At 66.5% G+C, this 12,210-nt stretch carries 12 protein-coding genes and 1 pseudogene; 12 read left to right on the top strand and 1 reads right to left on the bottom strand.

Going from position 1 to position 12,210, the window contains the following annotated elements:
* Nucleotides 1-130: 130 nt before the first annotated feature.
* The 12 genes and pseudogenes from BN3906_RS11605 to BN3906_RS11660 all read left to right on the top strand — a co-directional run.
* Nucleotides 131-574: pseudogene (locus BN3906_RS11605) on the top strand (copper chaperone PCu(A)C); the annotation flags it as partial.
* Nucleotides 575-602: 28 nt separating this feature from the next.
* Entirely contained in the window at nucleotides 603-1,880 is a 1,278-nt protein-coding gene (locus BN3906_RS11610) for a Dyp-type peroxidase (protein ID WP_066588541.1), read from the top strand.
* Between the two features lie 253 nt (nucleotides 1,881-2,133).
* Nucleotides 2,134-4,122 (top strand): threonine--tRNA ligase, encoded by a 1,989-nt coding sequence (thrS, locus tag BN3906_RS11615; RefSeq protein WP_227871261.1) that lies wholly within the window; start codon nucleotides 2,134-2,136, stop codon nucleotides 4,120-4,122.
* Complete coding sequence (locus BN3906_RS11620) at nucleotides 4,106-4,675, top strand: HIT family protein (RefSeq protein ID WP_066588550.1); 570 nt, start codon at nucleotides 4,106-4,108, stop codon at nucleotides 4,673-4,675. The genes thrS and BN3906_RS11620 overlap by 17 nt, the downstream gene beginning before the upstream one ends.
* Nucleotides 4,675-5,349: a phosphatidylinositol phosphate synthase gene (gene pgsA / locus BN3906_RS11625; RefSeq protein ID WP_066588557.1), complete on the top strand. Its 675-nt coding sequence runs from the start codon at nucleotides 4,675-4,677 to the stop codon at nucleotides 5,347-5,349. Before BN3906_RS11620 ends, pgsA begins: the two co-directional genes overlap by 1 nt.
* A gap of 54 nt (nucleotides 5,350-5,403) precedes the next feature.
* Nucleotides 5,404-6,339, top strand: a complete 936-nt coding sequence (locus tag BN3906_RS11630; RefSeq protein ID WP_066588568.1) for a phosphatidylinositol mannoside acyltransferase — start codon at nucleotides 5,404-5,406, stop codon at nucleotides 6,337-6,339.
* On the top strand, nucleotides 6,336-7,487 hold the full coding sequence (locus tag BN3906_RS11635; protein WP_066588575.1) for a glycosyltransferase family 4 protein: 1,152 nt from the start codon (nucleotides 6,336-6,338) through the stop codon (nucleotides 7,485-7,487). Before BN3906_RS11630 ends, BN3906_RS11635 begins: the two co-directional genes overlap by 4 nt.
* A 189-nt stretch (nucleotides 7,488-7,676) precedes the next feature.
* Nucleotides 7,677-7,994 carry a hypothetical protein gene (locus BN3906_RS11640; RefSeq protein ID WP_261797005.1) on the top strand — a complete coding sequence of 106 codons (318 nt, stop codon included), beginning with the start codon at nucleotides 7,677-7,679 and terminating at the stop codon, nucleotides 7,992-7,994.
* A 233-nt stretch (nucleotides 7,995-8,227) separates the two neighbouring features.
* Complete coding sequence (gene pdxS, locus BN3906_RS11645) at nucleotides 8,228-9,124, top strand: pyridoxal 5'-phosphate synthase lyase subunit PdxS (protein WP_066589922.1); 897 nt, start codon at nucleotides 8,228-8,230, stop codon at nucleotides 9,122-9,124.
* Nucleotides 9,125-9,127: 3 nt separating this feature from the next.
* Nucleotides 9,128-10,030, top strand: coding sequence for an acyl-CoA thioesterase (locus tag BN3906_RS11650; protein WP_066588588.1), 903 nt, complete (start codon nucleotides 9,128-9,130; stop codon nucleotides 10,028-10,030).
* A gap of 107 nt (nucleotides 10,031-10,137) precedes the next feature.
* Entirely contained in the window at nucleotides 10,138-10,815 is a 678-nt protein-coding gene (gene pdxT / locus BN3906_RS11655; protein WP_066589924.1) for a pyridoxal 5'-phosphate synthase glutaminase subunit PdxT, read from the top strand.
* 116 nt (nucleotides 10,816-10,931) lie between these two features.
* On the top strand, nucleotides 10,932-11,687 hold the full coding sequence (locus tag BN3906_RS11660; protein WP_066588591.1) for a YebC/PmpR family DNA-binding transcriptional regulator: 756 nt from the start codon (nucleotides 10,932-10,934) through the stop codon (nucleotides 11,685-11,687).
* Between the two features lie 78 nt (nucleotides 11,688-11,765).
* Here the strand turns inward: BN3906_RS11660 and BN3906_RS11665 are convergent, their stop codons facing one another.
* A complete protein-coding gene (locus tag BN3906_RS11665; protein WP_066588594.1) occupies nucleotides 11,766-12,188 on the bottom strand; it encodes a DUF3817 domain-containing protein in 423 nt (140 codons plus the stop codon).
* Between the last annotated feature and the right edge of the window lie 22 nt (nucleotides 12,189-12,210).

Consider the following 12,210-nt stretch of genomic DNA (forward strand, 5'->3'; position numbering starts at 1 on the left):
ATCTCCCCCGTCTCCCTCGTACCCGTCCACCGCACCGGCCCCTGCATCCGCACTTCCGCGGTAGGGATCAGCGTCATAGGAACTGTCGTCGTAGGCACCGTCGACAGGCCCGGCAGCGGCGAAAACCGCGGACAAGGACATGACGGCAGTGTTCGGCGAGCTCACCAACTCCACTGACAAGGACATCCACCTGACGAAGGTGACCGGTGACCTTGATGCCGTGTACCAGTACCACGAGGTCGTCGACGGCGTGATGCGGGAGACCGCAGACGGTCTCACCATCCCTGCGAACAGTTCCATGACACTGGAACCCGGCGGACACCACATCATGATCATGGAGAACCATGACGACATCGCCGCCGGTGACCAGCTCACCCTTACCCTCACCGCGGAGGACGGGGCGATCTACACTCTCGCCGACATTCCGGTGCGGGTGCAGCAGTCCGGGCACGAGGACTACGGCACCGACGGGATGGACATGGGAGACATGGACGGTATGGACGGCATGGACGGGACGGAGAGTTCTGGAGCCGCTCACGAGACCGGTCATGCGGACGATTCCGGACAGCACTGACAGCGGGCAGAGAGCGACGGTGACTTCGATGAAGCGACACTCGTCTTCCGGACAGCTCAGCAGGCGTTCCTTCCTCACCACGGTCGGCCTGGTCTCAGCGACCGCGGCCGCCGGGGTGACCACGGCCTGTTCATCGGGGGAGGCCGGCACTGACAGCTCCGCGGATCAGCAGGGCGCCGACCGCCCTGACCCGGTCGTCCCCTTCGACGGTCCCCACCAGGCGGGGATCGCGACCCCGGTGCAGGCACACAACACGACCGTCGCCTTCACACTGCGTGACGGTGTCGGGCCGAAGGAAGTCCGCAGACTCCTGAACATCTGGACCTCGGACGCCCGGAGGATGTGCTCCGGTGAGCCGGTACTGGCCGACCTGGAACCGGAACTGTCGTCAGACCCGGGCAGGCTGACCGTCACCTGCGGTTTCGGTCGCGGGCTGTTCACCGCCGCCGGGGTCGCAGACAGAGCCCCCCGCTGGCTCGGCCCCCTCCCCGCGTTCAGCACCGACCGGCTCGACCCCCGCTGGGGTGAGCGTGACCTGGTAATCCAGGTCTGCGGGGACGACAGGACCACGGTTTCCCACGCCCTGCGCATACTTGTCCGGGGCGGGGCGGACTATGCCCGCCCGTCGTGGACCCAGACCGGATTCCTGGATGTTCCCGTGGGACCTGACGGCGAGCCGGGTACACCGCGGAACCTGTTCGGCTTCAAGGACGGCACAGTCAATCCGCGCACAGAGGCAGACTTCGACGAGCAGGTGTGGATCGACGACGCTGAGGCGTCCCACCCGGCGCATGTCGGTGGTACGTGCATGGTGATCCGCCGGGTGGCGTTCGACATGCCGTTGTGGGAGTCTGCGGACCGTACGACCCGGGAGGTGTCCATGGGGCGGACAATCACCGAAGGGGCCCCTCTGACCGGTCGAGCGGAGTTCGACGAGCCTGACCTGGCCGCCATCGGAGACGACGGTCTTCCTGTCATCGACGCGCACGCCCACATCGCCCTGGCCGGCGTGCATGACGGTGACACCCGACAGCGCATGCTGCGGCGCGCCTACAACTACGATCTGCCTGTCACCGCGGCCCGTGCCGACGGTCTGGAGGACGCGGACCTTGTCGCTCTGGCGGACACGGGGCTGATCTTCACCTGCTTCCAGACGGACCCGCGGACGTCGTTCATCCCGGTGCAGCGCAGGCTGGCCGACGGTGACCGGCTCAACGAGTGGATATCCCACGTGGGATCGGCGGTGTTCTTCATTCCTCCGGGAACTGCTGAAGGGGAGTACTGGGGAGAGAAGCTGCTCGGTTAGGCGTCCTACCCCTGTTGTGTGCCTGTTGTGTGCCTGTTCTGTGGCCGGGGAATGAGGCCGGGTGAGCGGCAGGTAAGGTGGTGGACGGAATTATGACTGTCACCAGGTATGTGACCGTCTTCACCTTTGTGTAAGGAGCACACCACCCGTGAGTGAAACAGCACTGGACGCCGGCAACGGAATCGGAAACCCGGAGGTCACCGGCACCACGGTGACGTTCACCGTTCCCGCCGGAGAGTCCGCCGGTGCGGCCATGCGCCCCCTGGACCTGCCGAACAAGGGGCCGGAGGCGATCGTCTGTGTGAAGGACGCCGAGGGCAACCTCCGCGACCTGGCCTTCACTCCGGACACGGACACCGAGGTCACCGCGGTGCCGGCGAACACCGAAGAGGGGCGTTCCGTCATCCGCCACTCCTGCGCCCATGTGCTGGCACAGGCGGTGCAGAAGGACTTCCCCGGCACGAAGCTCGGAATCGGCCCCGCGATCCAGGACGGTTTCTACTACGACTTCGAACCGGCCGAGCCGTTCACCCCTGAGGATCTGAAGCGTCTCGAGAAGACGATGAAGAAGATCATCAAGTCCGGTCAGCGCTTCGAGCGGCGCACCTACCCCTCCGTGGAGGCCGCCCGGCAGGACTACCTCGACGAGCCTTTCAAACTGGAACTGGTCGACGACAAGTCGCGTGGTGACATCCCCGAGGGGGACGCCTCGGTCGAGGTCGGCGAAGGTGAGCTCACGGCCTACTCGAACGTGAACCCGCGCACCGGCGAGGTGGAGTGGTATGACCTGTGCCGTGGTCCCCATGTCCCGACCACCAGGTACATTCCCGCGTTCGCCCTGACCCGTACCTCGGCGGCGTACTGGCGCGGTGACCAGTCCCAGCCCGGACTGCAGCGCATCTACGGGACCGCATGGGAGTCGAAAGAGGCTCTCGACGAGTACCAGACGATGCTCGAGGAGGCGGAGAAGCGGGACCACCGGCGTCTCGGCGCCGAGCTGGACCTGTTCAGCTTCCCCGACGAGATCGGCTCCGGTTTCCCCGTCTTCCACCCGGACGGTGCCACCGTGCGTATGGAGATGGAGGAGCATTCGCGCCGGCGTCACATCGCCGCGGGCTACTCCTTCGTCAACACCCCGCACATCACCAAGGGGGACCTGTTCAAGAAGTCCGGGCACCTCGACTGGTACGCCGACGGCATGTTCCCTCCGATGAAGCTGGACGAGGAGCGGGACGCCGACGGCAACATCACCCGCCAGGCCGTCGACTACTACGCGAAGCCGATGAACTGCCCGATGCACAACCTCATCTTCGCCTCGCGGGGCAGGTCGTACCGTGAACTGCCGTTGCGGTTGTTCGAGTTCGGCACCGTGTACCGCTACGAGAAGTCCGGTGTGGTGCACGGGCTGACCCGTGCCCGCGGATTCACCCAGGATGACGCCCACATCTACTGCACGGAGGACCAGCTGCAGACCGAGCTGACCACCGTGCTGGAGTTCATTGTCTCCCTGCTCAAGGACTACGGTCTCGACGACTTCTACCTGGAACTGTCGACGAAGGACCCGAACAAGTACGTCGGTTCCGACGAGGTGTGGGAGAAGGCGACGGACACCCTGCGCGAGGTCGCCGAGCGGTCGGGACTGGACCTGGTCCCTGACCCGGCCGGCGCGGCCTTCTACGGCCCGAAGATCTCCGTCCAGGCCCGCGACGCCATCGGCCGTACCTGGCAGATGTCCACGGTGCAGCTGGACTTCAACCTTCCGGAACGATTCGACCTGGAGTACACGGCCCCCGACGGTTCCAAGCAGCGCCCGGTGATGATCCACCGCGCCCTGTTCGGTTCGATCGAAAGGTTCTTCGGCGTCCTGCTGGAGCACTACGCCGGTGCCTTCCCCGCATGGCTGGCCCCGCACCAGGTCACCGGCATTCCGGTCGCCGACGAGTTCATCCCGTACCTTGAGGAGGTCACCGCGGAACTGCGGGGTCACGGCATCCGCGCCGCAGTGGACACCTCTGACGACCGGATGCAGAAGAAGATCCGCAACCACACCACGGGCAAGGTGCCGTTCATGCTCCTCGCCGGGGCACGGGACGTCGAAGCCGGTGCGGTGAGCTTCCGCTTCCTTGACGGCACACAGGTCAACGGGGTGCCGAAGGAGGACGCCGTGCGGATCATCGCCGAGTGGGTGTCGTCCCGCCGGAACGATCAGCCGACCGGGGAAGCCGTTGACGCGCTCCGCTGACGGCCGGCCTGGTACGGTGACCGACCACGGGGCAGGTGTCGGTGACCGTCTGACCAGGCTGTGGGCCCCCTACAGGTCACTGTATGTCGCCGAGCAGACCCGTCCGGAGGACCCGTTCGTGGACCTGCCCTCGGGCAGTGACGAGGACGGGCTGATCGTGGCGCGGGGGCGTGAGGTGTTCTGCATTCTCAACCTGTACCCGTACAATCCTGGTCACATGATGGTCATCCCGTACCGGAAGGTCGCCTCCTACGAGGACCTCACGGACTCGGAGACCGTGGAGTTCTCCGCGTTCACGGCGAAGGCGGTGCGCGTGCTGCGCCGGGTCTCGGACCCGGACGCCGTCAACATCGGCATGAACCTCGGACGGGCGTCAGGAGGGTCGGTTCCCGGCCACCTGCACCAGCACATTGTCCCGCGGTGGACCGGTGACGCGAACTTCATGACGGTGATCGGCGGGACGAAGGTCCTGGTCCAGGCCCTGGCGCAGACCAGGGAGCTGCTGGCGTCAGCATGGCAGGAACTTGACGAAGGTGCAGAGGAGACAGAGTAATGCTGAGTGTGCGCGGACGGCGTCCCGCGGCGGTGGTGGTTGAACCCGTCGCCCGGAGACTGGTGTCCTGGGGGGTGACTCCGAACACGGTGACGATCGTCTCGACGACCCTGGCCGTGGTGCTGTCAGTCGCACTCATTCCCACCGGCTGGCATTTCCCCGCCGCCGTACTGCTCGGCATCGCCGTGGCCAGTGACATGATCGACGGGACAATGGCCCGGATGAGCGGGGGAGGTACCCGATTCGGCGCCACCCTCGACGCCACCTGCGACCGCATCACCGACGGCGTCCTGTTCGGGTGCATCGCCTGGTGGATGGCCTTCCAGCACGACCACGAACCGTACCGGGGACTGTTCGCCTGTGCGCTGGTGATCATGGTCGCCAGCCAGGTCACCTCCTATGTCAAGGCTCGGGCCGAGGCGTCGGGGATCAAGGTCGACGGTGGTCTGATCGAACGTCCGGAAAGACTGATCATCGGTCTGGTGGCACTGGGGTTGTCCGGTCTCGGCGTCCCCTACGTCCTCGGCGGCGGACTGATCATCCTCGCCGTCGGGTCGGTGTACACCGTGGTCGAGAGACTGGTCATCGTCGCCCGCTCCAGTCTGGCGCAGGAGACCATCGCAGCACCGACGGGGGCGAAGGACTTTCCGGACGCCGACATCCCGGAGCGTTAGCCGGCGCCCGAACCGTGTGCGCCCCACCATCCTGAGCACGAGAGGACCTCACGCGTGACAGATCCCGACCGTCCGACCCTGTCGGAGAGACTGACGTCCCTGGCCTACCGGGCCGGCTGGACGGTGGTGCGCAGAGTCCCCGGACCGGTCGCGGCCAAGGCCTTCCAGATCATCGCGGACGTTGTCTCCGACCACGGCCGAGGGCCCGAACAGCTGCGGGCGAACCTCGGCCGGGTGGTGGGGGACGCCAACGTCACCCGGCGCCTGGTGCGGGACTCCATGCGCTCCTACATGCGCTACTGGATGGAGGCCTTCCGACTGCCCTCCATCGCCGGGCCTGAACTGGCCCGGAAACTGGACGCCGGATTCGACCCGGAGGACATCAGACGCTTCGTCGCTGCCCGTGACCGGGGACGCGGAGTGGTCCTCACCCTCCCGCACTCGGGAAACTGGGACATGGCGGGGGTCTGGCTGGTCAACACCTTCGGCCAGTTCACCACGGTGGCGGAGAGACTGAAGCCGGAGAGCCTGTTCGAGGCTTTCGTGGAGTTCAGGGAGTCCCTCGGATTCGAGGTTCTTCCACTGTCCGGAGGGGAACAGCCGCCTTTCGGGCGTCTGCGCGAGGTCCTGCGGGCAGGTGGTGTGGTGTGCCTGATGGGGGAGCGGGACCTGTCCGGCCACGGTGTCGAGGTCGACTTCTTCGGTGAGCGTACGAGCATGCCTGCCGGCTCCTGCCGTCTGGCTCAGGAGACCGGCGCCGCGGTGATGCCGGTGCACTCCTACTTCACCGGGGACGGCTGGGGCTTCGTCATCGACGAGGAGATCGACAGTTCCCTGCCGCTGGAGCAGATGGTCCAGGTACAGGCGGACCGCTTCGCCGAGAACATCGCGGCGCATCCCTGTGACTGGCATCTGCTGCAGCCCCTGTGGTTCAGCGACCTGTCCGAGTCCAGGCGCAGGCGCCTGGGGCTGGAGGACACCCGGCCGTGAAGATAGGGATGGTCTGCCCGTATTCCTTCGACGAGCCCGGCGGGGTGCAGATCCACGCCATCGAACTGTGCGAGGAACTGCAGCGCCGTGGGCACGAGGTCAGTCTCATCGGCCCCGGCAGTGACGCCGCGGACGTGCCCGACTTCGTCGAGTTGGGAAGAGGGGTCGTCTCGATCCCGTACAACGGTTCAGTGGCCCGGCTGGCCTTCGGCCCGCGCACGTGGCGGCACCTGCGCCGCTGGATCGGTGAGCACGACTTCGACCTGGTCCACATCCACGAACCGAACTCCCCGAGCTACTCGATGATCACCCTGGCAGAGGCTGACGGGCCGCTGGTGGCCACCTACCACGCCTCGGCGAGCGGGTCGCGGGTACTACGGACCTTCCTGCCCGTGCTCAGGCCGTACCTGGAGAAGATCCACGCGGGCATCGCGGTGTCCGAGGAGGCCCGTCGGTGGCAGGTGGAGATGCTGTCAGGGGATCCCGTCCTCATCCCCAACGGGGTGGACACGGCGATGTACCGGTCCGCCGAACCGATGCCGGAACTGGACCCCGACCGGCCCCGCCTGATGTTCCTCGGCCGGTTCGGGGAACCGCGCAAGGGGTTCCCCGTACTTCTGCGGGCACTGCCCCGGATACTGGCGGCTGTGCCGGATCTGGAGGTCGTCGTCGCCGGCGGCGGGGATGTCACGGAGCTTCACGAGGTGCTCCGACGGGAGGGCGTCTCCCGGGTCGGTGACGGCAGCACCCGTCCCACTGTGAGGATCCTTGGCAGGGTCAGTGACGCGGACAAGGCTGCGGCACTCGCGGCGTCCGACGTCTATGTCGCACCGAACACCGGTGGTGAGAGTTTCGGCATCGTCCTGGTCGAGGCGATGGCCGCCGGTGCGGCGGTGGTAGCCAGCGACATCCCCGCTTTCGCCGCGGTCACCGACCGTGGTCGGGCGGGAAGACTGTTCGCCAACGGTTCGTCCCGGGATCTGGCGAGGACGGTCGTCGAACTGTTCTCCGACACCGGGGGGCGCCGTGAACTGACGGTCCGGGGGACGCGGCGTGCCCGGGACTTCGACTGGCAGACCGTGACCACCAGGGTCGAGCAGGTCTACGAGACGGTGGTCACCCCCGGCAGGAAGGTTGTGCCGTCATGATTCCCGGGTGGCTTCTTGTCGCGGTGGTGGCCGTCGCGGTGGTCGTGGTGGTCGGTATCTGGTTGTCGGGACTCGCTTCCCGGCTCAACCGTCTGCACATCCGGACTGATTCGGCCCGGGTGAATCTGGAGGGTGCGCTGCAGGCCCGTGCCGCGGTGATCGGGGTGCTGCGGCCGGACCTGTGCCGCGGTGATCGGGGTGCTGCGGCCGGACCTGCTGCCGGCGGTCAGCCGGGCCGGCGGGCTGGCACTGCGTGCCGAGGACATGGGTGCCAGGTCGGACGCCGAGAATGTGCTGCTGCAGGAGCTGGACAGGGAGGACATCGCGAGCCCGTCGTTCGTCGCCGCGTCGACGAAGGTCGATCTTGCCGCCCGGTTCTACAACGATGCCGTGGGGGACACCCTGGGGCTCCGGTCGCGTCCGGTGGTCAGGGTGTTCCGTCTGGCGGGGTCGGCACCCTTGCCCGCCTACTATGAGGCGATGTCGGTGGGGGACAGTTCGCAGTAGTCGTGGTGACGGATCCCGCCCGCGGCTTCCCAATTTTGGCCTAGGCCATTATCATCTCCCGGGTAGACGGGAAAGGAACTGTCCTAGGACAATCCGACGGTGTGTGGAAGAGCATGCCCCGGATCCGGCGGTCCCCGGTACCGGACGTGCGTGACCTGCAGACACAGTCAGACACAGTCAGGCACAGTCAGGCACGCACAGAATCCCAGACACCGACAGTGAGGACCATCGCGATGGGCGAAAGCACCCAGACCACAGGAACCGGACGCGTCAAGCGCGGGCTGGCCGACATGCTCAAGGGCGGCGTCATCATGGACGTCGTCACCCCCGATCAGGCGAAGATCGCCGAGGACGCCGGAGCCACCGCCGTGATGGCACTTGAGCGGGTCCCCGCCGACATCCGGGCGCAGGGCGGGGTCTCCCGTATGTCCGACCCGGACATGATCGAGGGGATCATCGACGCGGTGAGCATCCCCGTCATGGCCAAGGCGCGCATCGGCCATTTCGTCGAGGCGCAGGTGCTCCAGAGCCTCGGCGTGGACTTCATCGACGAATCCGAGGTCCTCACTCCCGCCGACTACAGCAACCACATCGACAAGTTCGGGTTCACCGTGCCTTTCGTCTGTGGTGCGACCAATCTCGGTGAGGCCCTGCGGCGCATCAACGAAGGCGCGGCGATGATCCGGTCCAAGGGAGAGGCCGGTACCGGGGACGTGTCCAACGCGGTGACGCACATGCGCACCATCCGGGCCGAGATCAACCGCCTGCGGTCCATGGCCCCCGATGAACTGTACGTGGCGGCCAAGGAGCTGCAGGCACCCTATGAACTCGTGTGTGAGGTGGCCGCTGCAGGTAGACTCCCTGTGGTGCTGTTCACCGCGGGCGGGATCGCCACTCCGGCCGATGCCGCCATGATGATGCAGCTCGGGGCCGAGGGAGTTTTCGTCGGCTCCGGAATCTTCAAGTCGGGTGACCCGGTCAAGCGCGCGAAGGCGATTGTCCAGGCCACCCTCAACTACGATGATCCGGCCGAGATCGCCAAGGTCTCACGGGGCCTGGGCGAGGCGATGGTCGGAATCAACGTCGACGAGATTCCGCAGCCGCACAGGCTGGCGGAGAGAGGCTGGTAAACAATGACGTCCACCGAACCGGGACGACGGGACGCACCGACGCAACGGCGTCCCCGGATCACCGATGTGCTCGACCTGGAGCGCATCGACACCGGGATCTACCGCGGGCAGGTCATACCCTCCGCGTTGAGCCGCACCTTCGGTGGACAGGTGGCGTCCCAGGCTCTCGTGGCCGCGACCCGCACAGTCGGCCCGGAGTACCGGGTGCACTCGCTCCACGGCTACTTCGTCGGCCCCGGTGACTCGGACCGTCCGATCATCTTCCTCGTGGAGAACGTCCGTGACGGCAGGTCCTTCCGGGTCCGGTCGGTCAAGGCCGTGCAGGACGGACGCACACTGTTCCTCATGCAGGCCAGCTTCCACGTCCGTGACGACCACGGCCCGGAGCACTCCAACACGATGCGCAAAGTCCCCCGTCCGGAGGACATCGTCCAGGATCTGTCGGACACCCGGCCGTCGACCCGGGCGTTCGCCAAGGACTGGGAGGACTGGGACATCCGCATCGTGCCCCCGGACCAGTTCGACCACGACCCTTATGCGGCGTCCCAGCAGGTGGTGTGGTTCCGCTCCCGGCTTCCCCTCCCGGACGACGAGACCTTCCACATCTGCACCCTGGCGTACATGTCCGACATGACCCTGCTGGGATCGGCGACGGTTCCCCACCGCGGTGAGGAGGTCCAGGAGGCCTCCCTGGACCACGCCATGTGGTTCATGCGGCCGTTCCGCGCCGACGAGTGGCTGCTCTACGACCAGACGTCGCCGTCGGCGCACGGAGGTCGGGCTTTGACCACGGGCAGGATCTTCAACCAGCAGGGTGACCTGGTCGCTTCGGTGACCCAGGAGGGGCTGACCCGCACCCTTGCTCCGGGCAGGCAGGCCATGCCTCTCAAGGAGACCGGCCGGTGAGGGTGCGGCGGGTCGGTCTGCAGGACGCCACGGGACAGCGGGCCGGAGACCCGGCCGACGCTGCGGAGGTCACAGGTTCTGCGGTCTCCGCACCGGCCCCGCACACGCTGATCGGTGTCCTGGCGGTGCAGGGAGGGGTCTCCGAGCATGAGCGTGCACTGCGTGGCCTCGGTGTGGAGACCAGGCTGGTCCGTCGACGCAGCCAGCTCGACGGTCTGGACGGGCTCGTGCTGCCGGGCGGGGAGTCGACGACCATGTCGAAACTGCTGGAGATCTCCGGAATGATCGGACCACTGCGTGGCCTGCTCGCCGAGGGGTTGCCCGCCTTCGGCACCTGTGCAGGACTGATCATGCTGGGTTCGGAGATCCTGGACACCCGCGAGGACGCCCTGTGTCTCGGAGCACTGGATGTGTCGGTGCGCCGTAACGCCTTCGGCCGGCAGGTCGATTCCTTCGAGACTGATCTGCAGGTCACAGGAATCACAGATGTCACTGCCGACCCTGCCGGCACGACCGACCCTGCCGACCTGCCTGCCGCCGTGGCCGGCCGGCCTGCCCCGGTCCATGCGGTGTTCATCCGGGCTCCGCGGGTCGAGAGGGTGGGAGAGGGGGTCGAGGTCCTGGCACGGGTGGACGACAGAACCGCCGGCGTCTCCGACGGTGCCGTTGTCGCGGTACGTCAGGGCTCTGTCCTGGGGATCTCCTTCCACCCGGAACTGACCGGGGACACCCGGATGCACCGCCTGTTCCTCGAATCTGTGGCGTCCGGTCCCGGCTCCGCCTGACCCTGTGGAAGGGTGTGCGGTGCACGGGTGGAATACCGTCACCTGTCGACGGGAAACAGGCGGGGGTGGACTACGATGGTGACGACAGAAATCGACCGAGGAAGAGCAGGTATCCGATGAGCGGCCACTCGAAATGGGCGACGACCAAGCACAAGAAGGCTGCGAACGACGCCAAACGCGGCAAGGAGTTCGCGAAGCTGATCAAGAACATCGAGGTCGCAGCCCGGACCGGTGGTGGTGATCCGTCGGCCAACCCGACGTTGGACGACATGATCAAGAAGGCCAAGAAGGCCTCCGTGCCCAACGACAACATCGAGCGCGCCCGCAAGCGTGGCTCCGGTGAAGAGGCCGGCGGCTCAGACTGGGAGACCATCGTCTACGAGGGTTACGGACCCAACGGTGTGGCCATGCTCATCGAGTGCCTGACGGACAACCGCAACCGTGCGACGACGGATGTGCGCACCGCGATGAACAAGAACGGGGGCAACATGGCGGACGCCGGATCGGTGTCCTACATGTTTAACCGCAAGGGTGTCATCATCCTGGACAAGGGCGACAACACCGAGGACGACCTTCTGATGGCGGTCCTCGATGCCGGCGCCGAGGAGGTCAACGACCTCGGTGACAAGTTCGAGGTGGTCTGCGACCTCGCCGACCTCAGCACCGTGCGAGCTGCACTGACCGAGGCCGGCATCGACTACGATTCCGCGGACCCGGACTACCGGGCCGAGGTCGAGGTGCCCCTGGACGCCGACGGTGCGAGGAAGATCCTCCGCCTGATTGACGCGCTGGAGGAATCGGACGACGTCCAGGACGTCTACACCAACATGGACGTTTCTGACGAGGTCCTCGCAGAACTCGACGCGGAGTGACCAGAGCGACTTAGTCCCGGGGTCGGCACGGGAATGGCCCGGGACCGGCACGGAACTGCCCCGGGGTCAGGGGGCCTCTCAGCCGAAAGGCCCGCCGATGACGAGCATGACAGCGAAGATGACGAGGACGCCGCCTCCGAGAACTCCTGCGGCGAGCCGAGGGTGACCGGTCAGCGGTGCGGTCAGGGGGTTGTCCGCACGCCAGTCACCGTCGAGGGCACCGGCCTTCGCCGAGGAGCGTTCGAACGGGACGGTGCAGAACGGCAGGACGGCACTGGCCAGACCGACGAGACCGCGCAGCGGTGACCAGCGGTTGTTCGCCCACACGAGGACCGTCAGGACAATGAAGCTGATGAAGGCCAGGCCGTGGACAGGGCCGGCGATCTTCACCCCGACTTCGGTGACGTCGAAAGCGTACTTGAGGAGCATGCCGAAAATGAGGAGTGCCCAGGTCACGGCCTCGATGTCGGCGACGATGCGGTAGATCTTCTGTGGTTTCATCGGGACATGATCCTACCCGAGG

Origin of the sequence: Corynebacterium provencense, from assembly GCA_900049755.1 — a bacterium.
Lineage (GTDB): Bacteria > Actinomycetota > Actinomycetes > Mycobacteriales > Mycobacteriaceae > Corynebacterium > Corynebacterium neomassiliense.